The organism is Meridianimarinicoccus marinus (genome assembly GCF_040689105.1).
GTDB classification, from domain to species: domain Bacteria; phylum Pseudomonadota; class Alphaproteobacteria; order Rhodobacterales; family Rhodobacteraceae; genus Meridianimarinicoccus; species Meridianimarinicoccus marinus.
This window is the reverse complement of the sequence record NZ_JBFBVU010000008.1, coordinates 51,958-77,766: the sequence shown is the minus strand read 5'-3', so window position 1 is coordinate 77,766 and position 25,809 is coordinate 51,958. Positions and strand designations below refer to the sequence as shown.

Annotated in this window: 22 protein-coding genes; 15 read left to right on the top strand and 7 right to left on the bottom strand. The window is 67.0% G+C overall.

Annotated elements, in window-relative coordinates; all coding sequences use genetic code 11:
- Window positions 1–148: 148 nt before the first annotated feature.
- The 3 genes from AB0T83_RS08525 to AB0T83_RS08515 all read right to left on the bottom strand — a co-directional run bounded on the left by AB0T83_RS08525 (window position 149) and on the right by AB0T83_RS08515 (window position 950).
- Entirely contained in the window at window positions 149–361 is a 213-nt protein-coding gene (locus AB0T83_RS08525) for a DUF1127 domain-containing protein (RefSeq protein WP_366192605.1), read from the bottom strand.
- Between the two features lie 79 nt (window positions 362–440).
- Window positions 441–656, bottom strand: coding sequence for a DUF1127 domain-containing protein (locus AB0T83_RS08520; protein ID WP_366192604.1), 216 nt, complete (start codon window positions 654–656; stop codon window positions 441–443).
- Window positions 657–734: 78 nt separating this feature from the next.
- Entirely contained in the window at window positions 735–950 is a 216-nt protein-coding gene (locus AB0T83_RS08515) for a DUF1127 domain-containing protein (RefSeq protein WP_366192603.1), read from the bottom strand.
- 193 nt (window positions 951–1,143) lie between these two features.
- Here AB0T83_RS08515 and rbsK point away from each other — a divergent pair, with 193 nt between their 5' ends.
- The 8 genes from rbsK to AB0T83_RS08475 all read left to right on the top strand — a co-directional run bounded on the left by rbsK (window position 1,144) and on the right by AB0T83_RS08475 (window position 9,847).
- Window positions 1,144–2,067, top strand: coding sequence for a ribokinase (gene rbsK / locus AB0T83_RS08510; protein WP_366192602.1), 924 nt, complete (start codon window positions 1,144–1,146; stop codon window positions 2,065–2,067).
- Window positions 2,068–2,214: 147 nt separating this feature from the next.
- Window positions 2,215–3,378, top strand: coding sequence for an acyl-CoA dehydrogenase family protein (locus AB0T83_RS08505; RefSeq protein ID WP_366192601.1), 1,164 nt, complete (start codon window positions 2,215–2,217; stop codon window positions 3,376–3,378).
- Entirely contained in the window at window positions 3,375–4,178 is an 804-nt protein-coding gene (locus tag AB0T83_RS08500; protein WP_366192600.1) for an EcsC family protein, read from the top strand. The genes AB0T83_RS08505 and AB0T83_RS08500 overlap by 4 nt, the downstream gene beginning before the upstream one ends.
- Window positions 4,175–5,779, top strand: coding sequence for a carboxyl transferase domain-containing protein (locus tag AB0T83_RS08495; RefSeq protein WP_366192599.1), 1,605 nt, complete (start codon window positions 4,175–4,177; stop codon window positions 5,777–5,779). Before AB0T83_RS08500 ends, AB0T83_RS08495 begins: the two co-directional genes overlap by 4 nt.
- Window positions 5,780–5,782: 3 nt before the next feature.
- Entirely contained in the window at window positions 5,783–6,205 is a 423-nt protein-coding gene (locus AB0T83_RS08490; RefSeq protein WP_366192598.1) for an ASCH domain-containing protein, read from the top strand.
- 3 nt (window positions 6,206–6,208) lie between these two features.
- Window positions 6,209–8,212, top strand: a complete 2,004-nt coding sequence (locus AB0T83_RS08485) for an acetyl/propionyl/methylcrotonyl-CoA carboxylase subunit alpha (protein ID WP_366192597.1) — start codon at window positions 6,209–6,211, stop codon at window positions 8,210–8,212.
- Window positions 8,205–9,062 carry a hydroxymethylglutaryl-CoA lyase gene (locus AB0T83_RS08480; RefSeq protein ID WP_366192596.1) on the top strand — a complete coding sequence of 286 codons (858 nt, stop codon included), beginning with the start codon at window positions 8,205–8,207 and terminating at the stop codon, window positions 9,060–9,062. Before AB0T83_RS08485 ends, AB0T83_RS08480 begins: the two co-directional genes overlap by 8 nt.
- Window positions 9,062–9,847: a crotonase/enoyl-CoA hydratase family protein gene (locus AB0T83_RS08475; protein ID WP_366192595.1), complete on the top strand. Its 786-nt coding sequence runs from the start codon at window positions 9,062–9,064 to the stop codon at window positions 9,845–9,847. Before AB0T83_RS08480 ends, AB0T83_RS08475 begins: the two co-directional genes overlap by 1 nt.
- Before the next feature lie 96 nt (window positions 9,848–9,943).
- On the opposite strand, the gene AB0T83_RS08470 is transcribed toward AB0T83_RS08475, so the two are convergent.
- A complete protein-coding gene (locus AB0T83_RS08470; RefSeq protein ID WP_366192594.1) occupies window positions 9,944–10,825 on the bottom strand; it encodes a MurR/RpiR family transcriptional regulator in 882 nt (293 codons plus the stop codon).
- A gap of 81 nt (window positions 10,826–10,906) precedes the next feature.
- Between AB0T83_RS08470 and AB0T83_RS08465 the strand changes: the two genes are divergently transcribed.
- The 5 genes from AB0T83_RS08465 to AB0T83_RS08445 all read left to right on the top strand — a co-directional run bounded on the left by AB0T83_RS08465 (window position 10,907) and on the right by AB0T83_RS08445 (window position 17,184).
- Complete coding sequence (locus AB0T83_RS08465) at window positions 10,907–11,689, top strand: N-formylglutamate amidohydrolase (RefSeq protein WP_366192593.1); 783 nt, start codon at window positions 10,907–10,909, stop codon at window positions 11,687–11,689.
- Window positions 11,690–11,762: 73 nt separating this feature from the next.
- Window positions 11,763–13,127: a glutamine synthetase family protein gene (locus AB0T83_RS08460; protein ID WP_366192592.1), complete on the top strand. Its 1,365-nt coding sequence runs from the start codon at window positions 11,763–11,765 to the stop codon at window positions 13,125–13,127.
- Between the two features lie 197 nt (window positions 13,128–13,324).
- Window positions 13,325–14,698 carry an aldehyde dehydrogenase family protein gene (locus AB0T83_RS08455; protein WP_366192591.1) on the top strand — a complete coding sequence of 458 codons (1,374 nt, stop codon included), beginning with the start codon at window positions 13,325–13,327 and terminating at the stop codon, window positions 14,696–14,698.
- A gap of 3 nt (window positions 14,699–14,701) precedes the next feature.
- A complete protein-coding gene (locus tag AB0T83_RS08450) occupies window positions 14,702–15,847 on the top strand; it encodes an iron-containing alcohol dehydrogenase (protein ID WP_366192590.1) in 1,146 nt (381 codons plus the stop codon).
- Window positions 15,848–15,852: 5 nt separating this feature from the next.
- Window positions 15,853–17,184 (top strand): cytochrome-c peroxidase, encoded by a 1,332-nt coding sequence (locus tag AB0T83_RS08445; protein ID WP_366192666.1) that lies wholly within the window; start codon window positions 15,853–15,855, stop codon window positions 17,182–17,184.
- Between the two features lie 6 nt (window positions 17,185–17,190).
- Here AB0T83_RS08445 and AB0T83_RS08440 read toward each other — a convergent pair whose 3' ends face one another.
- Both AB0T83_RS08440 and AB0T83_RS08435 read right to left on the bottom strand, forming a co-directional pair.
- Entirely contained in the window at window positions 17,191–18,717 is a 1,527-nt protein-coding gene (locus AB0T83_RS08440) for a CRTAC1 family protein (RefSeq protein WP_366192589.1), read from the bottom strand.
- A gap of 51 nt (window positions 18,718–18,768) precedes the next feature.
- On the bottom strand, window positions 18,769–19,230 hold the full coding sequence (locus AB0T83_RS08435) for an Lrp/AsnC family transcriptional regulator (RefSeq protein ID WP_366192588.1): 462 nt from the start codon (window positions 19,228–19,230) through the stop codon (window positions 18,769–18,771).
- 127 nt (window positions 19,231–19,357) lie between these two features.
- Between AB0T83_RS08435 and putA the strand changes: the two genes are divergently transcribed.
- Window positions 19,358–22,855 (top strand): bifunctional proline dehydrogenase/L-glutamate gamma-semialdehyde dehydrogenase PutA, encoded by a 3,498-nt coding sequence (gene putA / locus AB0T83_RS08430; RefSeq protein WP_366192587.1) that lies wholly within the window; start codon window positions 19,358–19,360, stop codon window positions 22,853–22,855.
- Window positions 22,856–22,859: 4 nt separating this feature from the next.
- Here the strand turns inward: putA and AB0T83_RS08425 are convergent, their stop codons facing one another.
- Window positions 22,860–24,284: an arylsulfotransferase family protein gene (locus tag AB0T83_RS08425; protein ID WP_366192586.1), complete on the bottom strand. Its 1,425-nt coding sequence runs from the start codon at window positions 24,282–24,284 to the stop codon at window positions 22,860–22,862.
- A 250-nt stretch (window positions 24,285–24,534) separates the two neighbouring features.
- On the opposite strand from AB0T83_RS08425, the gene AB0T83_RS08420 reads away from it, so the two are divergent.
- Window positions 24,535–25,800 carry a glycerate kinase type-2 family protein gene (locus AB0T83_RS08420; RefSeq protein WP_366192585.1) on the top strand — a complete coding sequence of 422 codons (1,266 nt, stop codon included), beginning with the start codon at window positions 24,535–24,537 and terminating at the stop codon, window positions 25,798–25,800.
- Window positions 25,801–25,809 lie beyond the last annotated feature (9 nt).

Here is a 25,809-nt window from a genome sequence, read left to right as displayed (position 1 = left end):
CGCCTTGATGCGGGACCGGCCGGGAGAAGCGTGAGGGAGAAGGGGGGGCAGCGGGGCGTCAGCCGTGCACTTTCAGCGGCGGCTCGGGCCCGGCCCAATGCGCGCAGTCCCACGGTTTCAGGGGACCATCGCGCCGGGAAAGGAATGACTACAGGCCGACCGATTTGCGGGCCACGGCAGGAATATCCTGCCGGGCAATGCCCAGATCGTTCAGGTCGTGATCGCTCAGGGCCTTCAGTTCGTGGACGGTCTGGCGATAGCTTGCGCGCAGGGCGCGTTTGGAGATGTAGGCGTCGACGGCGCGTTCGATGCGCTGGAAGACCGAGGTGTCGCGGGTGCGGATGTCTGCAGTGAAAGCCATGGTATGAACCTTTCTTGGTTTCGGCAGGACCCGATGCGCGCTGGTCCCGTCTGTCGGGGACCCGCGCCAGAGGGATGGGTTACTTTAGGCCTGCGGCTTCGCGGGCCACGGCGGGAATGTCCTGGCGGTCAATGCCCAGATCGTTCAGATCCCGGTCGTTCAGGAGCATCAGCTCGTGGACGGTCTTGCGATATGTTGCGCGCAGGGCGCGTTGGGCCTTGTAGCCGTCGATGGCACGCTCGATGCGGTCGACGATGGAGGTCTCGTAAGAGCGGATGTCTGCAGTGAAAGCCATGGTATGAACCTTTCTTGGTTTCGGCAGAACCCGGTGCGCGCTGGTCCCGGTGACGGAAACCCGCGCCAGAGGGTTGTTTCAGATGAGGTTTGCGGCGTCGCGCGCCACAAGGGGAATGTCCCAGCGCGAGATGCCCAGGTCATTCAGGTCGCGATCGCTGAGGATCGACAGTTCATTGACCGTCTGGCGATAGACTGCGCGACGGGCGCGGTATTGCTTGAACGCGGCGATGGCGTGTTCGATACGCTCGACAATCGAGGTGTCGTGGGTGCGGATGTCTGCTGCAAAAGCCATGGGTGTGGCCTTTCGTGTTTGCTGTAACGAGGCAGCACTGTCTGCCTCTGCAACCGAATATAGGCGAATGCTGCACCTGCACAATGAATGCTAGCGCAAACCCGCAATGCTGCGGGTGCATAGGCGGAGGCAGTTGCGGGCCGGCGATGTTTGCGCAAGGCTGGCGCGGAATGGGCGAAACAGGGAGGCCGGCATGACAGCGCGCGTTGTGGTTCTGGGGATATTCGTGGCGGATACGACCTATCGGGCAGAGCGGATGCCCCGGTTGGGGGAAACGATCCTCGGCAACAGCTTTGTACTGGGTCCCGGCGGCAAGGGGTCGAACCAGGCGGTGGCCGCGGCCCGGGCCGGGGGCGACGTGCGGATGCTGACCAAGCTGGGCCAGGATGATTTTGCCGAGATGGCGCTGGGGGTCTGGACCGGGGCAGGCGTCACGCCGGTCATCAGTCAAAGCGCCGAGACCTATACCGGTGCCGCCTTCATCTATGTCGAGGAGTCCTCGGGCAACAACGCGATCATCGTGGCCCCGGGGGCGGCGGCGACGATCTCAGCCGGCGATGTGGACGGCTGGGGCAATGAGATCGCGCAGGCCTCGGTTCTGCTGACGCAGTTGGAACAGCCGCGCGATGCCGCCTACCGGGCGCTGGAGCTGGCGCGCGAGGCCGGGGCGGTCACGATCCTGAACCCGGCGCCTGCGGCGTCTCTGCCCGACGACATGCTGGCGTTGTGCGACTACCTGACCCCCAATGAATCCGAGGCTGAGGGGCTGACCGGCATCGCCGTGCATAGTGTCGAGGACGCTCGCCGGGCGGCAGAGGCACTGTTGGAAAAAGGCGTCGGCCGGGTCGTGGTCACGCTGGGCGAAAACGGTGTGCTGCTGCACGGGCGCGACCGCAGCCTGCACATTCCCGCCATCACCGCCGGTCCGGTCGTGGAAACCACCGGCGCAGGCGATGCCTTCAACGGCGGCTTTGCTGCGGCCCTTGCCAGCGGCGCCGGGGCGGTGGAGGCCGCGCGCTTCGGCGTCGCCACCGCCGGTGTGTCGGTGACACGCCCCGGGGCCGCGCGGTCGATGCCCGACCGGGCCGAGATCGAGGCCCTGCTGGCGGCCAGATAGACGAACCGTTCATTCGGAGACTGTCGGAACGGCGCGCGGGTCCGCGGCACCGCGCATGCGTTTGGGACTTGATCCCAAGAATTAAACAAGCGTACAATTAAATCAGAAGGCGCGTCCGGCGAACGGACGCCAAGGGGAGGGAGCGGCATGTTCACCGCAAGCATGAGTTTCGATCTGGGCGAAGACATCGCCGCGCTGCGCGACATGGTGCATCGTTGGGCGCAGGAGCGTGTGAAACCGCTGGCCGCGGCCACCGACCGCGACAATGCCTTTCCGAACGCTCTTTGGACCGAGATGGGTGAGCTGGGCCTGCTGGGCATCACCGTGCCCGAGGCCGACGGCGGGTCCGGCATGGGCTATCTGGCGCATCTGGTGGTGGTCGAGGAACTGGCGCGGGTCTCGGCGTCGATCTCGCTCAGTTACGGGGCGCATTCGAACCTTTGCGTGAACCAGATCAAGCTGAACGCCACGCCCGAGCAGAAGGCGAAATACCTGCCGGGACTGATTTCGGGGGAAGCCGTGGGCGCGCTGGCCATGTCCGAGGCCGGGGCCGGGTCCGACGTGGTGGGCATGAAGCTGCGGGCCGAGAAGAAGAACGGCTATTACACGCTGAATGGCTCCAAATACTGGATTACCAATGGTCCTGATGCCGACACGCTGGTGGTCTATGCCAAGACCGACCCAGATGCGGGTTCAAAGGGCATCACCGCCTTCATCATCGAGAAGTCGATGACCGGGTTCTCTACCTCGCCGCATTTCGACAAGCTGGGGATGCGCGGCTCCAACACCGCCGAGCTGATCTTCGACAATGTCGAGGTGCCCTTCGAAAACGTGCTGGGCACCGAGGGCAAGGGCGTGCGGGTGCTGATGTCCGGGCTGGACTTCGAGCGGGTTGTCCTGTCGGGGGTGAACATCGGCATCATGGCCGGCTGCATGGACGAGGTCATGCCATATATGCGCGACCGCAAGCAGTTCGGCCGGCCGGTGGGGGACTTCCAGCTGATGCAGGGCAAGATCGCCGACATGTATGTGGCGCTGAACACGTCGCGCGCCTATGCCTATGAGGTCGCCAAGGCCTGCGACCGGGGCGAGGTGACCCGGCAGGACGCCGCCGGATGCGTGCTCTATGCGTCCGAGGAAGGCATGAAAGTGGCGCATCAGGCGGTGCAGGCCATGGGCGGGGCCGGATTCCTGAACGACAGCGTCGTCAGCCGCATGTTCCGCGATGCCAAGCTGATGGAGATTGGCGCTGGCACCAGCGAGATTCGCCGGATGCTGATCGGGCGCGAGTTGATGGGGGCCATGGGGTGAGCAAACCGGTGACCCGTGGCGCAACCCAGACCCTGACCGATGCGATCACCCGCGTTCTGGACGAACAGCGCGCCTATGAGGATGCACGGGCGACCCGGATGGGGCAGGGGGCGGAGCGGCTGACCGCCCCCCTGGGCAGCCTGATCGGCAAGGCGATCCCCGCCTCGGCGGTGCGCCGGGCGCTGGACCTGGCGGACCGGGCGGCGGGGGCCACCTTGCCGAAGTTCCTGTTCAACCATGACAGTGCAGATCTGGCCGCATGCGAGGCGACGGCCTTGCAGGTGCAGGCCTGGGCGCAGGGGTTGAACGCCGCCTCTGGCGGGGTCGCGGGCTTTTTCGGCATGGCGGGCATGACCGCCGATATTCCGGCCACGCTCACCGTGGCCGCGCGCAATGTCCGGGCCACCGGCATTTCCTATGGGCTGGATGGCATCGGCGAAGACGAACGGCTGTTCCGGCTGATGGTGCTGGAAGTGGCCACGGCGCAGGCCGGCGACAAGCGGCGCCAGACGCTGGACAACCTCAACACGCTGGCCCGGCATCTGGCCACCCCCGAAGGGCGGCTGGCGCTGGAAAAGACCGGCGGCTGGGTCACCGACAAGGTGGCCGAGCGTGTGGCTCGCGCGCTTGGGGTGTCGCTGGCCGGGCGCAAGGCGGGACAGGTCGTGCCGGTGCTGGGCGGCGCGGTGGCGGCCACGGTCAACGCCAGTTTCCAGGCCGATGTGGCCCGCGCCGCGCGATACGCCTACCGCCAGCGCTGGCTGATGGCGCGGCAGTTGTTGTCGGGAGAGGCCTCATGAAACTGACCAGTCAGATCCGCACCGGATCGGAGACCTTCCTGGCCAACCAGACCGCACATCAGGCGGCCATGGATCGCATCGCCGAGGCGGCGCAGCTGGCCATGGCCGGTGGTGGCGAGAAAGCGCGCGAACGGCATCTGTCGCGCGGCAAGATCCTGCCGCGCGAACGGGTGTCGCGGCTGCTGGATCCGGGCTCGCCGTTCCTTGAGGTCGGGTTGTTCGCGGCGCATGGGCTGTATGACGGGGCCTCGCCCTGCGGCGGGGCGGTGGCGGGCATTGGCCGGGTCGAGGGCCGCGAGGTCATGGTCATCTGCAACGACGCCACCGTGAAGGGCGGCACCTATTACCCGATGACCGTGAAAAAGCACCTGCGCGCGCAGGAGATCGCCGCGCAGAACAACTTGCCGTGCGTCTATCTGGTGGACAGCGGCGGGGCCAACCTGCCCAACCAGGACGAGGTGTTCCCCGACCGCGACCATTTCGGGCGCATCTTCTTCAATCAGGCCAACATGTCGGCCAAGGGTATCCCGCAGATCGCCGTGGTCATGGGATCGTGCACCGCCGGCGGCGCCTATGTGCCCGCCATGTCCGATGTCACGATCATCGTGAAGGATCAGGGCACGATCTTTCTGGCCGGTCCGCCGCTGGTCAAAGCGGCCACAGGCGAAGTGGTGACCGCTGAAGATCTGGGCGGCGGCGACGTGCACACCCGGCTGTCGGGCGTGGCCGACTATCTGGCCCGCGACGATGCCCATGCGCTGGCGCTGGCCCGGCGCGCGGTGGCCAACCTGAACCGGATCAAGCCGCAGACGCTGGACCTGCGCACGCCCGAGGATCCGGCCTATGATCCGGCCGAGATGCTGGGCGTCGTGCCCGCCGATCTGAAAACCCCCTATGACATCCGCGAGGTCATTGCGCGGCTGGTGGACGGCTCGCGCTTCGACGAGTTCAAGGCCCGCTACGGCACCACGCTGGTTTGCGGTTTCGCCCATGTGATGGGGATGCCCGTGGGGATCGTCGCCAACAACGGGGTGCTGTTTTCCGAAAGCGCCGTGAAGGGCGCCCATTTCGTCGAACTGTGTTCGCAGCGCGGCATCCCGCTGGTGTTCCTGCAGAATATCACCGGCTTCATGGTGGGCCGCGCCTATGAAAGCGGCGGCATCGCGCGGGACGGGGCCAAGTTGGTGACGGCGGTGGCAACCACGCAAGTGCCCAAGATCACCATGCTGGTGGGCGGATCCTTCGGCGCGGGCAACTATGGCATGTGCGGGCGCGCCTATTCTCCGCGCTTCCTGTGGACATGGCCAAACTCCCGCATCTCGGTGATGGGCGGCGAACAGGCCGCCGGGGTGCTGGCCACGGTCCGGCGCGAAGCCATCGAGCGCAAGGGCGAAAGCTGGAGCGCCGAAGAGGAAGCCGCCTTCAAGCGTCCGACCATCGAGATGTTCGAGGAACAAAGCCATCCGCTCTATGCCTCGGCGCGGCTGTGGGACGACGGCATCATCGATCCGCGCAAAAGCCGCGATGTGCTGGCGCTTAGCCTCTCGGCGGCGCTGAACGCGCCGATCCCGGACGCGCGCTTCGCGCTTTACAGGATGTAGCCGATGACATTGATTGAGGTGAAACAGCGCTATCCGGGGGCCGAGACCTTCAGCTTCGGGGACAGTCCCGAACTGTCGGCGCAGCTTCTGGAGCTGGTACGCTCAGGACGCAAGACAGCAACTTGCGGGGCCCTGCGCGACTTCGGTCCGGGGGGCGAGGCGATGCCCGAGGCCGGGCGGCGCGACATCGCGCTGACCTGGGACGGCACCCCGGCGCTGGTCATCGAAACCATCTCGGTCAAGGTCACGCGTTTTTGCAACGTGCCCGAAGCTTTCGCGCTGGCCGAAGGGGAAAACGACACCCGCGAGGGCTGGGCCACCGATCACCGCGAATACTTCACGCGCAACGGCGGATATGCCGCCGACATGATGCTTGTGTGCGAGCGGTTCAGGCTGGTCGAAGACCTGCAATCCGGGGAGAGTTGAGCGATGTTCACCAAGATCCTGATCGCCAACCGCGGCGAAATCGCGGCGCGTGTCATCACCACCGCACGGCGGCTGGGGGTGCGCACCGTGGCTGTTTATTCCGACGCAGATGCCAATGCTGCCCATGTGGAACTGGCCGACGAAGCGGTGCACATCGGCCCGGCCGCCGCCGCCGACAGCTATCTGCGCGCCGACCGGATCCTTGAAGCCGCAAGGCGCACCGGCGCCGAGGCGATCCATCCCGGCTATGGCTTCCTGTCCGAGAACCCCCGCTTCGTGGAAGCAGTCGAGGCTGCCGGGCTGACCTTCATCGGCCCGCCTGCGGATGCCATCCGCGCCATGGGCCTGAAGGATGCCGCCAAGGCGGCGATGGAGGCCGCGGGCGTGCCGGTGGTGCCGGGCTATCACGGGGCTGAACAGGATCCGCAGTTTCTGGCCAAGCAGGCCGACAAGATCGGCTATCCGGTGCTGATCAAGGCGCGGGCGGGCGGCGGCGGCAAGGGGATGCGGCTGGTCGAACGGCCTGCAGGGTTCGCCGAGGCGCTGGCCGGGGCGCAGCGCGAAGGGCAGGCCAGTTTCGGCGATCCCGGCGTGCTGATCGAGAAATACATCACCCACCCGCGCCACGTCGAAATTCAGGTCTTTGCAGATGGCCATGGCAACGTGGTGCATCTGTTTGAACGTGACTGCTCGCTGCAACGCCGCCACCAGAAGGTGATCGAGGAAGCCCCGGCCCCCGGCATGCCCCAAGAGGTGCGCGCCGCCATGGGCCGCGCCGCCGTCGAGGCCGCCCGGGCCATCGGCTATAAGGGCGCGGGCACGGTGGAATTCATTGCCGATGGATCGACGGGGCTGCGCGCCGACGGCTTCTGGTTCATGGAGATGAACACCCGCCTGCAGGTGGAACACCCGGTCTCCGAAGCGATCACCGGCCTTGATTTCGTCGAGTTGCAGTTGCGCGTCGCCGCCGGAGAGACCCTGCCCGTGACCCAGGCCGATCTGAAGATCAACGGCTGGGCGATGGAGGCGCGGCTTTACGCCGAAGACCCCGCCAAGGGGTTTCTGCCCGCGACCGGCACGCTGGATCACCTGCGGTTTCCCGAGGGCGCGCGCTTTGGCCCCGGTGCCCTGCGCATCGACAGCGGCGTGCGGCAGGGTGACGAGATCTCGCCGTGGTACGATCCGATGATCGCCAAGGTCATCGTCCATGCGCCCACGCGCGGTGCGGCCATCGGCCAGTTGCGCGCGGCGCTGATGGACACGCAGGTGACGGGCACCACCACCAACCTGGCCTTCCTGACCGCGCTGACCCGCAACCCGTCTTTCGTCGCGGGCGACGTGGAAACCGGGTTGATCGCGCGGGATCAGGCAGCACTGGTGGCTCAGCCCGATCCGGCACCGCATGTGGCCTCGGTCGCCGCGCTGGCCGCTCTGGGTCTGCTGGAAGATCGCAGCGGCCCGGATCCCTGGGACCGCCTGTCGGGCTGGCGACACTGGAGCGATGCCAAGCTCTACGTCACGCTGGAACACGGCGGGCAGGAGATTGCCGCGCAGGTGCGCGCCCTTGGCGGCGGGCGGTTCCGGGTCAATCTGGGCGATGGCGGGCAGGCCTTGCAGGTCGCGCGCCGCCCGGATGGACGGCTGGCGGTGCAGACCGACGGCCATGCCAGCCTGCTGGATCTTGTGCGCAACGGCAGCCGGCTGACGCTGTTCCATGACGGTCAGGCCTATGCCTTCGGCCTGCCCGACAGCCTGGCCGACATCGAGGATACCGAGGCGGGCGGTGACCTGATTTCCGCCCCGATGCCGGGGCTTGTGAAACTGGTGGCGGCCAAGCCGGGCGCGGCGGTGACGCAGGGCGACGCGCTGTTCGTGCTGGAGGCGATGAAGATGGAACACACGCTGACCGCCCCGCGCGACGGCACCGTGCAGGAGGTTCTGGTGGCCGAGGGCGATCAGGTCACCGATGGGGCCGTGCTGCTGGTGCTGGAGCCGGGCGATGGCTGATCCGGTCACACTCTTCGAGATGGGCCCGCGCGACGGGTTGCAGAACGAACCGGCCCGCATCGCCACCGCCGACAAGATCGCGCTGGTGGACCTGCTGTCGGACTGCGGGTTGCGCAAGATCGAGGTGACCAGTTTCGTTTCGCCGAAATGGGTGCCGCAGATGGCCGATGCGGCGCAGGTTCTGGCCGGGATCACCCGCCGCGCCGGTGTCTCCTACGCGGCACTGACCCCGAACCTGAAGGGCTTTCAGGGCGCGCTGGCGGCCCGCGCCAATGAGGTCGCGGTCTTTACCTCGGCCTCGGAAGGGTTCAGCCGGGCCAACATCAACTGCACCATCGCCGAGAGCCTTGAACGCTTTGCCCCGGTGCTGGAAGCGGCCCGCGCCGAAGGGGTGCCGGTGCGCGGCTATGTCTCCTGCGTGACCGATTGCCCGTTCGACGGGCCGACCGCTCCGGCGCAGGTGGCGCATGTGGCCGGGGCGCTGCGCGACATGGGGTGCTACGAGATCTCGCTGGGCGACACCATTGGCGCGGGCGTGCCGGACAGTGTGGACGCCATGCTGCGGGCGGTGACCGGGGCCGTACCGGCCCGGCATCTTGCGGGACATTTCCACGACACCAAGGGACGGGCGCTGGCCAATATCGAGGTCAGCCTCGACCACGGGCTGCGGGTGTTCGATGCGGCGGTGGGGGGATTGGGTGGCTGTCCCTATGCGCCGGGCGCGCGGGGCAATGTGGCCACCGAAGCCGTGGTCGGCCTGTTGCACAAGCGCGGACATGCCACCGGAATAGACCCCGTGAAGCTGGCCAAATGCGCCGCCTTCGCCACATCCCTGCGCGGAGATCCCTGATGAATTATGATACGCTGGACATCCAGTCCGACGCCCGCGGTGTCACCACCCTGACCCTGGACCGCGCTGACAAGCGCAACGCCCTGTCCCCGCAGATGATCGCGGAACTGACGGTTTTCGCCGAGGCGATGCGGCAGGATCGCACGACCCGCGTTGTGGTGCTGCGCGGGGCCGGCAGTCACTTCTGTGCCGGGGCCGATCTGGGCTGGATGAAAGCGCAGATCGAGTCTGACCGTGTCGGCCGGATGTCCGAGGCGCGCAAACTGGCCGGAATGCTGAAGGCCTTGAACGACATGCCCAAGCCCCTGATCGGGCAGTTGCATGGCGGCGCCTTCGGCGGCGGTGTCGGGCTGGCCTGCGTCTGCGATGTGGTGCTGGCCGACCCGGACACGGCGTTTGGCCTGACCGAAACCCGGCTGGGCCTGATCCCCGCCACAATCGGCCCCTATGTCGCCGCGCGGCTGGGCGAGGGCATGGCGCGGCGCGTGTTCATGTCGGCCCGGATTTTCGGGGCCGGAGAGGCGCGCGACCTTGGCCTTGTGGCGCGGGTGGTCGCGGCGGATGCGATGCCTGAAGCGGTGGAAGCCGAGATCGCGCCCTATCTGAAAACCGCGATGGGGGCCGTGGGGGCTGCGAAATCCCTGTTGCGCCGGCTTGGGCCGCCCATCGATGCGGTGGCGATCGACACCAGCATCGAAGCGCTGGCCGACACCTGGGAAACGGCTGAGGCCGCGGCGGGGATTGCGGCGTTTCTGGACAAGCGGCCCGCGCCCTGGGCCGGTTAGGGGTGCTGCCCCTCTGGGCCTGCGGCCCATTCACCCCGGAGTATTTTGGACAAGAAAAAGAACGGGACGGGGCTTCAAGCCGTGGCGGTTGGACGCCTAGTTGAAGTCGCGGAACAGGCGGGTCTCGGTGAACATGCCTTCCAGCCGCTCGATGCGGTCGCGGCCCTGATTGGGCAGCAGGGTTTGAACCTGCGCCACCAGCGCCTCGACCAGCAGTTGCAGCGACAGGGTGGAATCCCAGCCCGAAGGCGCCTCGACCATGGTGCTGAAGACATGGTCGGCGTGGCGGGCGATGGGCGAATTCCACTGGTCGGTGAAGAGCACCAAGGTCGCGCCGCTTTCGCGGCCAAGGCGGGCCAGTTTCGACAGGTCGCTTTCGTACCGGCGGATGTCGAAGAGGATCAGGATGGCGCGCGCGTCCATGTCCAGCAGGTATTGCGGCCAGACCGCCGGCACGCGCCCGAGCGGGGTGACGCCGGGTCGGATGATCTGCAGGTGATTGTACAGATGATCGGCCACCGACCTGGTGATGCGACCGCCTTCCAGATAGATCGGGCGGCTGGTGTCGGTGAGAAGGGTTGCGACGGTGTCGAACTCCTCGAAGTCGATCCGGTCCAGCGTGCCTTGCAGGTTGCGCACCGCGGTTTCGGCAAAGCGGAACAGGGTGTGGCTGTCGTCATGATCCTGCTGGGCGCGGTCCAGTTTGGAGGCGGGTTTGCGGATCTGTTCAGAGATCTCGTGGCGCAATGCGTCCTGCAGGCCAGTGAACCCGTCGAATCCCAGCTTCCGGGCTAGCCGCACCACCGTCGGCGAGGAAACCTTGGCCGTGTCCGCCAGTTCGGTGATCGATTGCAGCCCCGCCACCGGGTAGTCCTGCAACAGGACGCTGACCACCTGGCGTTCCGCCAGTGTCAGCGTGGCATGGCGTGCCCGCAGGATGTCCTTGACGGTGGGTTGGGAAGTCTGGGTGTTGTGCATGGCGAGAATTTATCGGCGCGCTGGATCGGGGTCTACGAAATATTCTTGACAGAAAAATATTTTCTGTAACGTTTCCGATCAATGGAAAATCCCGAATGCAATCCGCTGTTGTCCGGCGCCGAAAGCCCGGCCTGTGCGCTGCACCGGCCCGAGGGCCGAAGCGCCGTGGTTCTGGCCTGCGAACATGCGTCCAACGCCATTCCGGCCAGCCTGAACGGCTTGGGGCTGGCACCGGCGGACAGGACCTCGCACGCGGCCTGGGACATCGGTGCGCAAGATCTGTCGCTGGCCCTGTCGCAGCGTCTGGACGCGCCACTGGTCCTGTCGCGGGTGTCGCGACTGGTACATGATTGCAACCGGCCAGTGGGCGCGCCCGATGCGATCCCGGCGCGTTCGGAAGTGATCGAGGTGCCGGGCAACCGCGATCTGACGGCCGAGGCGCGCCGCCAGCGTGAGACCGAGGTTCACGCCCCGTTCCACGCCCTGCTGGCCGAAGTTCTTGCAGCGCACCCGGTGCCGCCGGTTCTGGTGACGGTCCACAGTTTCACCCCGGTCTATCACGGCACACCGCGTGCGGTAGAGCTTGGGTTCCTGCATGGCCCCGATGATCGGCTGGCCCGCGCGATGCTGTCGGCGGTGCGCGACGTCTCGGGCTTGCAATCGGCGCTGAACGCCCCCTACGGTCCTTCCGACGGAGTCCTTCACACGCTGGAGGTTCACGCCCTGCCACAGGAGCGGCTGAACGTGATGATCGAAGTGCGCAACGACCTGCTGCGAACCCCGGCGCAATGCGCCGCCATGGCCGACACGCTGGCCGCGGCCCTGGCCGTGGCGCTGCCTGTCGCGCTGGCGGCCGCCCCGTGACGCGGCGGCCCCCGACTGACCTGTCCCTATCGCCTCTGGCGGCCGTGCGCCGCCGCAACACCGGAGTGCCGCAATGCCCTCGCCCCTGACCTTTCACGCGCTGGAAACCGCTGTCGCCGAGGGCGATATCGACACCGTTCTGGTCTGCTTCACCGACATGCAGGGCCGGCTCATGGGCAAGCGCTTCCATGCCGCGAATTTCATCGAACACGGCCACAAGGAAACCCATTGCTGCAACTATCTGCTGGCCACGGATCAGGAGATGGCGACGCCGGACGGCTATGCCGCCACCAGCTGGGCGCAGGGCTATGGCGACTATGTGATGCAGCCTGATCTGAGTACCCTGCGGCCCGTGCCCTGGCTGGAAGGCACGGCAATGGTGCTGTGCGATGTGCTGGATCATCATACGCACAAGCCTGTCTCCCACGACCCGCGCGCCATCCTGAAGGCCCAGGTGGCCCGCGCCGAGGCGATGGGGCTGACCCCGATGATGGCTTCGGAGCTGGAATTCTTCCTGTTCGAGAAGGGGTTCGACGAGATCCGCAAGGGGGGCTTTCGCGACCTGAAGCCGTTCTCGGGCTACAACCAAGATTACCACATCCTGCAGACCACCAAGGAAGAGGACGTGATGCGGCCGATCCGCAACCACCTGTTCGCGGCAGGCATCCCGGTGGAAAACACCAAGGGAGAGGCCGAGACCGGGCAGGAGGAGTTGAACATCCGCTATGCCGACGCCCTGTCCTGTGCCGACCACCACACCATCGCCAAGCACGCGGTGAAGGAAATCGCCTGGCAGGCGGGCCGCGCCGTGACCTTCCTGCCGAAATGGCGGGCTGACAAGGTCGGATCGTCCTCGCATCTGCATCAGTCGCTGTGGAAGGGCGATACCCCGGTGTTCCGCGATCCCGACGGCCCGCATGGCATGTCGGCAACGATGCAGTCCTTCATGGCCGGGCAATTGAAATACGCCGCCGATCTGACCTTCTTCCTGGCGCCCTATGTCAACAGCTACAAGCGGTTCATGAAAGGCACCTTCGCGCCGACCAAGGCGGCCTGGTCGGTAGACAACCGCACCGCGGGCTTCCGGGTCTGCGGCGATGGCACCCCGGCGGTGCGCGTCGAGTGTCGGATCGGCGGATCGGACCTGAACCCCTATCTGGCGCAGGCCGCACTGCTGGCCGCTGGTCTGGCGGGGATCGAGGAGAACCTGCCGTTGCCGTCCGAGACCGCCGGCGATGTCTATGATGCCAAGGAGGCTCCCGAGATTCCGCAGACCCTGCGCGCCGCGATCGAGACGCTGCGCGGCTCGGCCATGCTGAAAGCCGCGCTTGGGACAGATGTGGTGGCGCATTACACCCGCTGCGCCGAGGTCGAGCAGGAAGCCTTCGATGCCGCCGTCACCGATTGGGAGATCGCGCGCGGGTTCGAGCGTGCGTGAAACCCGCGTTGTGAGGCACAATCCCAGGGCCCGGACGTTCCGTCGCGTCTGCGCAATGCAGCGGGACTGGACCGGCTGGCGGGCTTGGATGTAACGATTTGGAAAACGTCTCCTACGCCAAGGGCGGGGCGGCCTTTTCCGAACGCAATTGCAGTTGAAGGGCCGGGCTTTCCGGCGACATATGAAAAGGATCCTCCGTGACCACTCTGGAGTGTATTTCCCCCATCGACGGCACCGTGCTGGTGCGCCGTCCCGCCCTTGCCCCCGACGCCGCTGCCGCCACGGTGGCGCGTGCCCGTGCGGCGCAACCCGCCTGGGCGGCCCGCCCGCTGGCCGAGCGTGTGGCGCTGGTGCTGAAGGCCGTGGAGATCATCGGCACCCAGACCGACCGCATGGCCGACGAACTGGCGCGCCAGATGGGCCGGCCAATCCGCTATGGAGGTGAATTCGGCGGCTTCGAGGAACGGGCGAAATACATGGCCTCCATCGCCGACAGCACGCTGGCGCCCATGGTGATCGAGGACAGCGCCGCCTTCACCCGCAAGATCGTGCGCGAACCGCATGGCGTGGTGCTGGTGGTGGCGCCGTGGAACTATCCCTACATGACCGCGATCAACACCATTGCGCCGGCGCTGATGGCGGGCAACGTGGTGGTGCTGAAGCACGCGACGCAAACGCTGCTGGTGGGCGAACATCTGGCCGAAGCCTTCCATGCGGCGGGGGTGCCCGAGGATGTGTTCGTCAATGTCGTGCTGGATCATGACACCACCAGCGGCCTGATCGCCGCGCGGGCCTTCGATTTCGTGAACTTCACAGGCTCGGTCGGCGGCGGCCGCGCGATGGAGCGGGCGGCGGCAGGCACATTCACCCCGGTGGGCACTGAATTGGGCGGCAAGGATCCGGGCTATGTCCGGGCCGATGCCGATCTGGATGCGGCTGTCGAGGGGCTGATGGACGGGGCGATGTTCAACTCGGGCCAGTGTTGCTGCGGGATCGAACGGATTTATGTGCATGAAAGCCTGTTCGACGCTTTCGTCGAGAAATGCACCGCGCTGGTGAAATCCCACAAGCTGGGCAACCCGCTGGATCCCGAGAACACCATCGGCCCGATGGCCCACGCCCGTTTCGCGGCCACCGTGCGTGCCCAGATCGCCGATGCGGTGGCCGCAGGCGCCACGACCCATTTGGACCCCTTGGATGGCGACGATGGCGGCGCCTACCTGTCGCCGCAGATCCTGACCGGTGTGACCCACGACATGGAGATCATGCGCGAGGAAAGCTTCGGACCCGTTGTCGGCATCATGCCGGTGGCCAATGATGACGAGGCGATCGCGCTGATGAACGACTGCCAGTACGGGCTGACGGCGGCGATCTATACCGGTGATGCCGAGGCTGCGGGCGGCATCGCCGACCGGTTGCAGTCCGGCACGGTCTTCATGAACCGCTGCGACTATCTTGACCCGGCGCTGTGCTGGACCGGCTGCAAGGACACCGGCCACGGCGCCGGCCTGTCGGTACTGGGCTTCCACGCCCTGACCCGTCCGAAATCCATCCACTTCAGGAAAGGCTGAGCCATGAGCCCGGTTGCCAACTGGTCCTACCCCACTGCCATCCGTTTCGGCGCCGGACGGATCTCCGAGATCGCCGAGGCCTGTGCTGTTGCTGGCATCTCGCGCCCGCTGCTGGTCACCGACAAGGGGCTGGCGGGGCTGGAGATCGCCACCCGGACCCTTGACCTGATGGAGGCCGCCGGTCTGGGCCGCGCCATGTTCTCGGACGTGGATCCCAACCCCACCGGCGCCAATGTCGAGGCCGGGGTCGCCGCCTACAGGGCCGGGGGCCATGACGGGGTGATCGCCTTTGGTGGCGGCTCGGGGCTGGATCTGGGCAAGGTCGTGGCCTTCCAGGCCGGACAGACCCGCCCCTTGTGGGATTTCGAGGATATCGGCGACTGGTGGACTCGCGCCGATGCCGCGGCCATCGCGCCCGTGGTGGCGGTGCCCACCACCGCCGGGACCGGGTCGGAAGTGGGGCGCGCCGGCGTCATCACCAATGAAGAGGCCGCCGAGAAGAAGATCATCTTCCACCCGAAAATGCTGCCGGTTCAGGTAATCTGCGACCCGGAACTGACTGTCGGCATGCCGCCCGCGATCACCGCCGGGACCGGCATGGACGCCTTCGCCCATTGTCTGGAGGCCTATTGCTCGCCGCACTATCACCCGATGTCGCAGGGCATGGCATTGGAAGGGATGCGGCTGGTCAAGGAATATCTGCCGCGCGCCTATGCCGAAGGCGCCGACCTAGAGGCGCGCGCGCATATGATGTCGGCGGCCGCGATCGGGGCCACGGCCTTCCAAAAGGGTCTGGGCGCGATCCATGCGCTGAGCCACCCCATCGGCGCACACCACCACACCCATCACGGCACCACCAACGCGGTCTGCATGGTCGAGGTGCTGAAGTTCAACCGCCCCGCCACGGAAGAGGTTATCAGCCGCGCCGCCGCCTATCTGGGCATCGACGGCGGCTATGACGGGTTCATGGCGTTCGTCGCCGATCTGAATGCAACGCTCGGCATTCCTGCGACACTGACCGCCCTGGGCGTCACCGACCCCGATCTGGACCGGCTGACTGCGGATGCCCTGCGCGACCCTTCGGTCGGCGGCAATCCGGTCGAGATGACGGCGGAAAACACCCGCGCGCTGTTCGAAGCCTTGATGTGAGCCCCTTGCAGCGGAAGTGGGGCGGCGGACGTCCGGTGCTGGCGCTGATCCTCGGGGTCGGAGCCGCCGCTGCCGATCCGCTGCCCACGCCGCTGTCCGACGCCGATTATCTGCCGGTGAACCGGGCCGCCGTCGAGGTTGGGCGGCTGCTGTTCTACGATCCGATCCTGTCGGGCAACCGCAACATTTCTTGTGCCACCTGTCACCATCCGAAGTTCGCCACCGGCGACGGGGTCAGCCTGTCGCTGGGCGAGGGCGGGCAGGGGCTTGGCCCCGACCGGCGCGTCGATCCCGCCAACCCGCCCGAGCAACGTATCCCGCGCAACGCGCCGGCGCTGTTCAACATGGGCGCGCGCGAAATCACGGTCCTGTTCCACGATGGCCGGATCGAGGTCGACCCGACCCGCAAGGCCGGCTTTCGCACGCCGCTTGAGGACGAGATGGTCACCGGGTTTTCGGGCATCCTGTCGGCGCAGACCATGTTTCCGGTACTCAGTCCAGACGAGATGGCCGGGCATTATTCCGAGAACGAAGTCAGCCGCGCGGTGCGGCAGGGGCTCATCACCGGACCGGGCGGCGCCTGGGACCTGATCGCCGCCCGCGTGGCGGCCCTTCCCGCCTATGAAACGGGCTTTGCCGACGCCTATCCCGAGACCGTGTCGCGGGGCATTGCGTTTGCCGACATCTCGAACGCGGTGGCCGAGTTCATGGCCTTCGAGTGGCGTAGCGACACCAGCCCCTTCGACGCCCATCTGCGCGGCGCGGCCCCGTTTCAGGGCGCGGCCGCCGACGGCCTGGCGCTGTTCTATGGCAAGGCCGGGTGCGGCACCTGCCACACCGGCCCGCTGCTGACCGACCACGGGTTTCACGCCATGGGCCAGCCGCAGCTTGGCCCCGGCAAGGCGGCGCGGTTTGAAGACCATGCCCGCGACGAAGGCCGCTTCCGGGTGACGGGTGATGCGGATGCCTTGTATGCCTTCCGCACGCCCAGCCTGCGCAACGTCACCCGCACAGGGCCTTGGGGGCACGCCGGGGCCTTTTCGGATTTGCGGGCCTTCCTGTCGGCGCATCTTGACCCGGCGACCGCCATCGCGGGCTATGACCGGTCGCAGGCGGTGCTGCCCGATCTGCCCGGGGCTTCGGATTGGCGCATCCTCGACGATCTGGCGGCCAGTGCCGAGATTGCGGCACGGGCCACTTTGCTACCGGTGTCCCTGACCACATCCGAACTGGACGCGCTGTTGGCCTTTCTGACCGCTCTTGAAGACCCTGTTGCGCTCGGCGGTCGTCTGGGCATTCCCGACCGGGTGCCCAGCGGTCTGCCCATAGATCGCTGAGCCGGGTCAGTCCTGCCGGGTCAGGGTGATTGCCTGATTGATGGTCACCGATTGCCAGTCCGTCGCGGTGCCATCCGGCCAGATCACCCGCACCTCGGCCCCCGTCGCGGACCCAAGACCGAAATGCAGCGGCCCGGCCTGCCCCCCGGCATGGCCGCCGCCCACGGTGATCTCTTGCTGCTGGGTGCCTTGTGCCGTGCGCGTCTCGACCCAGGCGCCGAGAGCAAAGCGGTTGGCCCCGTCCTGAAAGGGGGTCACAGCCAGCCAGTTGCCCGCACCCGCCGAGGTATTTTCCCAGACCTCCAGCGGCGCGCGGCGGTTTACGACGATCAGGTCCAGAAGTCCGTCGCCGTTCAGATCGCTCAGCGCCGCGCCGCGCGACCGCTCCATCGTGGCCACTCCGGCCTTGACAGACGCCTCGACAAAGGTGCCATCGGCCTGTTGCAGCAGCAGGTTGTTGGGATCACGCATGGCATTGCCGGGCATCTGCTGGACGTTGCCCTTGGCAATGAACAGATCGGCCAGACCGTCGTTGTCCACATCGCCGAATTGCGCATGCCAGCCGGTCGAAGGCCGCCCGTCATCGCCCAGATGCGGCCGCGTGGCCTGCGAGCCCTGCCCCCAGGGCGCATTGCGAAACCCGGTTTCCCCGTCCGAGAACTGCAGCAACTGGTCGCCCATCGAGGTCAGCATCACATCCGGACGGCCGTCGGCGTTCAGATCCCGGCTGGCGATGCCCATGCCCCAGATCGAAACCCTCTCCCAGCCGTCCTCAGGCCCCAGCAGGCGCAGAGGCGACAACTGCCACATCTGTTCGGCCCCGGCGCGCACATAGTAGTGGCGATCGTTGGACAGCCGCAGATCGGCCCGGCCCCGGCGCGCCCAGTCGGAAAACAGCGCCGACAGCGCGCAATGGCCCGGCACCAGCGCGATTTCAGGGCCATAGTCCGTGCCCTCGGGTCGCAGCAGGATGTTGGCATCGCAAACCTCGAACGGGCCGTCGGGGTCGCTGCGATCCACATAATTGCCGATGGCCAGCGTCGGGCGGCTCTGGCCCGGCTCGAAGGTGGCGGTGAAGGCGGTGGACCAGCGGTCGGCCTGCGGCAAGCCCCAGGCGGCGGTGGCATCCTCGAACCGGCACGCGCCCAGACCGCGCAGGGCGATGTTGGGACCGACGCGCAGCACGAACAGGTCCAGCACCCCGTCGCCATCCATGTCCAGCGGATAGGCGCCGGTGACCCCGGTCACCCCGGCCAGCGGTTGCGCCTCGGCCCGGTCAAACCGCAGCGCCGCGCCCGTAGCGGCGGTGGTGTTCAGATACAGCGGGCTGGGGTTGCTGCCGCCCGCGGGCAGAAACTCGGGCAGGCCGTCGTCGTTGCAGTCGAAAACCGCGACCCCGCCGCCCACGAAATGCTCCCACCCGCCGTCATAGACATGGGCCGGGCCGGGCAGGTCGGCGGCGCGGTCGGTAAACACCGGACCCGCGGCGGCCGATCCAGCAGCCAGCAGCGCCCCGAAAACAATCTTGAACATCACCATCCTCCCCGCGCGCACCATGGTCCGGTGGCCGGGGCGAGGCAAGGTTCAGAACGCGCTTTCCTTGATCGCCTCCATCGACACGTTGGTCGCGGTGTTGCCGACAAAGGGCAGGGCCGAGATCTTCTCGCCCAGAACGCGGCGGTAACAGCCGATGTCGCGCGACCGGACCTTGAGCAGATAGTCGAAGGACCCGGCGATCATATGGCACTGTTCGATTTCGGGCATGGCCAGAACGGCCTGGTTGAAAGCGCGTAGCGCCGGTTCGGTGGTGTCGGTCAGCTTGACCTCGACAAAGGCCACGTGATTGCGGTCCAGGCGCGCCGGATCCAGCACCGCGCGAAAGCCCTGAATGAATCCCTCGCGGATCAGCCGCTGCAGGCGCGACTGAGTCGGGCTTTTGGACAATCCGACCCTACGGGCAAGCTCGGTGACGGACATCCGCCCATCCTGCCCTAATTCCACAAGAATTTTTCGGTCGAACGGGTCTAATTGGCTGTTTGAGGTCATAATTCAGTCGATCCGGCAAGAATAGCGGCTCACATTCGGTCCATTGTCCCGAAATGTCAATCAAGGCAGGAAACCCGGCTGCGGCGAATCTGGTAAACAGGTCACAGTACCTGTTGCGGAGACTTCCATGAGCCAGCTTCAAGACCTGCGCGCGACCATTCGGGCCCAGACCCTGACCGACGAAATGGGGCTGCTGAAGTCCCTGTCCAGCCAGAGCGCGCTGGACGCCGCCTTTCGCAGCCGCGCCGCGACGCGCGCCGAAGGGCTTGTGACCCGCATCCGGAGCGACAGCGCACCGGGGATGATGGAGGTCTTTCTGGCGGAATACGGGCTGTCCACGGACGAGGGCATCGCGCTGATGTGTCTGGCCGAAGCGCTGTTGCGGGTGCCCGATGCCGAAACCATCGATGATCTGATCGAAGACAAGATCGCGCCGTCGAAATGGGGCCAGCACCTGGGCCATTCCAGTTCCTCGCTGGTCAATGCCTCGACCTGGGCCCTGATGCTGACCGGTCAGGTGCTGAAGGACGGCACCGGGGTGGCCGGCGTGCTGCGCGGCATGGTCAAGCGGCTGGGCGAACCGGTGATCCGCACCGCCGTGAAACAGGCCATGCGCGAGATGGGCCAGCAGTTCGTACTGGGCGAAACCATCGAGGCCGCGCTGGAACGGGGCAAGGGCGCGCGCAAACAGGGCTATACCTATTCCTATGACATGCTGGGTGAAGCAGCGCTGACCGCCCGCGATGCGGCGGCCTATTTCGATGCCTATGCCGGGGCCATTACCCGGCTGTCACGGGCCAGCGACGGTGGCGATATCCGGGCCAATCCGGGCATCTCGGTCAAACTGTCGGCGTTGCATCCGCGCTATGAGGAATCGCATCGCGACCGGGTCATGGCCGAGCTTGTGCCGCGCGTCACCGATCTGGCCCGCCGCGCGATGATCGGCGGCATGGGCTTCAACATCGACGCCGAGGAGGCCGACCGGCTGGATCTGTCGCTGGACGTGATCGCTGCGGTTCTGGCCGCGCCCGATCTGGCCGGATGGGACGGGTTCGGCGTGGTGGTGCAGGCCTATGGCAAACGTGCCGCCCCGGTGCTGGACTGGCTGCACGGGCTGGCCGAAACCCACGACCGCCGCATCATGGTGCGGCTGGTCAAGGGCGCCTATTGGGACACCGAGATCAAGCGCGCGCAGGTCGAAGGCCTGCCCGGTTTCCCGGTGTTCACCCGCAAGGTGGCGACGGATGTGCATTACCTCCTGTGCGCCGAAAAACTTCTGGGCATGACCGACCGCATCTATCCGCAGTTCGCCACGCATAATGCCCATACGGTCGCGGCGATCCTTGAAATGGGGGCCGATCCGCAGGCCTATGAGTTCCAGCGCCTGCACGGCATGGGCCATGCGCTGCACGACATGGTGCTGAAGGAGTCCGGCACCCGCTGCCGTATCTATGCGCCGGTTGGGGCGCATCGTGACCTGCTGGCCTATCTGGTGCGGCGATTGCTGGAGAACGGCGCCAACAGTTCCTTCGTGAACCAGATCGTGGATGAGGATGTGCCAGCCTCCGTCGTGGCCGCCGATCCTTTTGCGGCGCTGGACGGTCCCGGTCCCGCCGGTGCGGTGGTGCCGCCGGGCGACCTGTATGCGCCTGAGCGTCCGAACTCCAAGGGGCTGGATCTGCACGACCGTCGTGATCTGGCCCGTCTGGAGGAGGCGCGCGCGCCCTTCCGCACCCATGTCTGGGAGGCTGGACCGATGCTGGCCGTGCCCGGCGGCGCAGGTCCGGTGGCCGAGGTCCGCAACCCGGCCCGTCCCGACGATCTGGTCGGTCAGTTGCGCGACACCACCCCCGTCGAGGCCGAAGCCGCGCTGGCCGCTGCCGCGCCTTGGCAGGCTTCGGCCAAAGACCGCGCGGCGGTTCTGAACCGCGCCGCCGACCTGATGGAAGCGCTCTTTGGCGAGGTCTTCGCGCTGGTCACCCGCGAGGCGGGCAAGACCCAGAAAGATGCCATTGCCGAATTGCGCGAGGCGGTGGATTTCCTGCGCTACTACGCCGCCCGGGCGCTGGAGCTGACCCAGCCGCCGCGCGGGGTGATGACCTGTATCTCGCCGTGGAACTTCCCGCTGGCGATCTTCACAGGGCAGGTCTCGGCCTGTCTGGCGGCGGGCAACGGCGTGCTGGCCAAACCGGCCGAGGCCACGGGGCTGACCGCCACTTTCGCCGTGCGATGCCTGCTTGAGGCGGGGGTGCCGCCCCATGCCCTGCAACTGCTGCCCGGTCCGGGGGCGGTTCTGGGCGCGCAACTGACCGGAAATCCGCGCGTGGACGGGGTGTGCTTCACCGGTTCCACCGCCACGGCGCAGCGGATCAACCGCACCATGGCCGCGCATCTGGCCCCCTCGGCGCCGCTGGTGGCCGAAACCGGCGGCCTCAATGCGATGATCGTGGACAGCACCGCGCTGCCGGAACAGGCGGTGCGCGATATCGTGGCCTCGGCCTTCCAGTCGGCGGGGCAACGCTGCTCGGCATTGCGTTGTCTCTACGTGCAGGACGACATCGCGGATGGCCTGCTGAAGATGCTGTATGGCGCGATGGATGAATTGCACGCCACCGATCCCTGGGACCTGTCAGCGGATCTGGGCCCGGTGATCTCGGCCGCCGCGCGCGACGGCATTCAGGCCCATATCGACATTGCGGCGCGCGAGGGCCGGGTGCTGAAACAGGGCAAGGTGCCCGCCACCGGATACTTCGTGAAGCCCACGGTCCTGAAGGTCGACAGCATCACCGACATCGGCAAAGAGGTCTTCGGCCCGGTCCTGCACGTGGTGCGCTTCAAGGCCCGCGATCTGGACCGCGTGATCGCCCAGATCAACGGCACCGGTTTCGGCCTGACCTTCGGGCTGCACACACGGATGGACAGCCGCGTCGCCGAGGTGACCGAGCGGATCCGGGCCGGCAACATCTATGTGAACCGCAACCAGATCGGTGCCATCGTCGGCTCGCAACCCTTCGGCGGGGAAGGTATGTCTGGCACCGGTCCCAAGGCCGGCGGACCGGCCTATGTGGCGCGGTTTACCCGGCCCGATGCTGCCACGGTATTCGCCGTGCCGGATGGCGTCGCGGCGGAGGAAACTGCGGTGCAGGCGGCCCTTGTCGAAGCCGGCACGAAACGGCGGGCGGTGCTGTCCACGGTCAGCCTGCCGGGGCCGACGGGGGAATCCAACCGTCTGACCGAACTGGGCCGAGGGGTGGTCCTGTGCCTCGGACCTGGCCTTGTTGCAGCAAAATCGCAGGCGTCCACGGCGCGTGAGCAGGGCTGTCAGCCGGTGATCGTCGCGCCCGGTGCGACGGGGCCGGGCGCTGTCGACGGGGTGCTGGTGCCCGAGGCCCTGCGCCGCCTGACCGGATTCGATGCGGTGACGGCCTGGGCCGCGCCGCAGGACTTGCGTCCACTGCGGCAGGCGCTGGCCGCGCGCGACGGCAAGATCGTGCCCCTGCTGTGCGAGGCCGACCTGGCCGCCCGCTGCCGCATGGAGCGACACGTCTGCATCGACACCACTGCCGCCGGGGGCAACGCCGCGCTTCTGGCCGCCGTGGGCGCGGAGGAAACCGAGGACGCCTGAGCCGCTAGTGCCGCGACAGCCGGGCGAAATCGGCTTTCGACAGGTAGTCGGCCCCGTGGGTTTGCAGGCGGGCGTATACCGGCCCGTCCGGATCCTCGCCCTGTTCCTTCAGGTAGGGGGCGAGGTCCGAGATGGCCTTGAAGATCCAGACCGCTTCTCCGGTGTCCATATCTACTTCGATCACCCGGCCGTTGATGGTTTCCGAGATCAGCATGAAACGCCCGTCCGGGCTTTCGCGCACCGCGCCCGAAACCTCCGCATCCAGATCGCCTCCGGCCTGATCGGGCGCGGTCGGAAACACCGTCCGGGCGCTGCGCTCGGCCAGATCGACCCGCAGGATCCGAGTGCCGGATCCGGTGGTCTGCCCGCCCTGGTTGTCAAAGACCAGCACCGTGCCGTCGGGCAGGATGCGCGGGCTGTGTTGGGCGACCATCGGGCCGAAATAGTGATACTTGATGACGCCGCTGTCCCGGTCGAGGATCACCAGCGAGGAACTGGACCGCAGAGACACCAGCAGATCGCCGGCGGTCACACCCTCAAGGGTGTCGGCCAGCACCGGGGTGACCTCGACCACCGCATTGACGTGGTAGGGATCGCAATCGTTGCGCACCGCATAGGCCAGCCCCTGCATGTCCGAGGCCCGCACCGACGCGTCGAGGAAATGCGTTGTCGCCTGGGTTCCGTCCGGCGAGATGATCGACACCCCTTCCTGAAACACCGACCCCAGCTTGCAGTCGGTGCGCACACGCGTTGCTGCGACGAATTTCGCGGCCCGTTCGACCGTGGCGGCGGGGGTCAGGATGGTGCCGTCCCCGGTGACCGTGGGCCAGTGATGGCTGTGGTCGGGGCGCACCCAGTCCACCGCGCCCGACCAGGACACGCGGGCGATGCCCACGTGGTACGGATACATGTTGCGCGCCTGGAAGGTCACGATCAGATCGCCCTGATCGGTCATGTCCAGCCCCTGCACATAGACGTTTTCGGCCTGCGCCTTGCCTGAGAAATCGGCCAGACGTTCGGGCGGGAACAGGGCTTCGGGGTCCACCTCCCACGTGTGGAACACCTTGCCCGCGCGATCCATGACATAGGCCAGGCAGCCGAAGGTCGGGCAAAGGTCGCGGCGATGATGGAACCCGCCGGTCATCAGGATCAACTGATCGTCGGGTGCGGGGCCCAGCGTGACGGCGGTATCCACATCCGAGGCCTCGGTGCCAAGCCGGATCACGGTATAGGGCAGTTCCTGATCTTCCAGCTTGCCCATGGCGTCGAAGCCCGCCTTGATCCACACCAGTTGCTTGTAGGGAAACACGCGGTATTCGATGGCGGCGACACCCCAGACAAAGGACAGAAGGGTGATGCCGCAGACGAAGGCGATTTCCGGCAGGTGACGGATCGGGCCCGACCCGGTTTCGCGGGAGGAATACGACATGCTCGAGATCCTGAATGTTTTCCGGAAACTCACCATTCCGCGCGGCAGAGGTCAATCAGATTGTCACTCCAGGGGCGATGGCCGCGATGGATTGGCAAGAACCCGCTGCCGTGGGGTCGATTCTTGTCTGTTTTTCCGGCATGCGGGGCCGCATGAGCCCGGCAGGATGCCGAAACCCCGTTTCGCGGCCTTTACCTGCCGCGGTGCAGGGGCGAGACTGCGGCCCATCGATTTGACGAGGAACACCCGCATGATTCCACCCGACGACAAGGCCCTTCTGACCGCGCTGTTTGAGGCTGCCGTTGCGGCGGCGGACCCCCGGCAGGCTCTGGCGCGGCATTTGCCGGAACGGCCGAAAGGGCGGACCGTGGTCATCGGGGCGGGCAAGGGGGCGGCGCAACTGGCGGCCGCCTTCGAAGGCCTTTGGGAGGGGCCGCTGGACGGGGTGGTGGTGACCCGCTACGGCTATGCCACGCCCTGCCGCCAGATCCGCGTGCTGGAAGCGGCGCATCCGGTGCCCGATGCTGCCGGGTTGCAGGCGACAGCGGCGTTGAAACAGGCCGTCAGCGGGCTTGGCCCGGATGATCTGGTGGTGGCGCTGGTTTGCGGTGGGGGCTCGGCCTTGCTGCCCGATCCCCAGCCGGGACTGACCTTTGACGACGAGATCGCGCTCAACAAGGCGCTGCTGGCCTCGGGCGCGCCGATCTCGGCGATGAATGCCATCCGCAAGCAGTTCAGCGGCATCAAGGGCGGGCGGTTGGCGGCGCTGGCGCATCCGGCGCGGGTGGTGAGCCTTGTGGTCTCGGATGTGCCGGGGGACGATCCCGCACAGGTCGCCTCTGGCCCCACGGTGCCGGACGCCACATCGCCCGAGGATGCCGCCGCGCTGGTGCGGGCCTATCGCATCGATCTGCCGGAGCGCCTGATGGCGCATCTGGCGCAGGCCACGCCTGCTCCGGGGCCCGACGCCGCCGTTTTCGCGGGCCATACGGTGACCGTCATTGCTTCGGCCGGGCTGTCGCTGGAAGCCGCTGCCCGCGCGTGCGAGGGGCAGGGCATTCCCGCCGTCATCCTGTCGGACGCGATGGAGGGAGAGGCCCGCGAGGTTGGCCGGGTTCTGGCCGCCATGGCGCGGGAATGCGCCACCCGTGACCGGCCGTTCCGCAAGCCGGTGATGCTGCTGTCGGGGGGCGAGACCACGGTGACGCTGCGCGCCGAGGGCGGACGCGGCGGGCGCAACACCGAATGCCTGTTGTCCGCCGCCCTTGCGCTGCAGGACATCCCCGGTGTCACCCTGCTGATGGCCGATACCGATGGCATCGACGGCTCGGAAAGCAATGCCGGGGCCTTCGCCGATGGCACCACCGCAGCGCGGTTGCGGGCGCAAGGGCAGGATCCCATGGCGCTGCTGAACGGGCATGACGCCTGGGGGGCTTTCGACAGTATCGGCGATCTGTTCGAACCCGGTCCCACCGGCACGAATGTCAATGATTTCAGGGCGATCCTGGTGCGCTAGCGGTCGGTG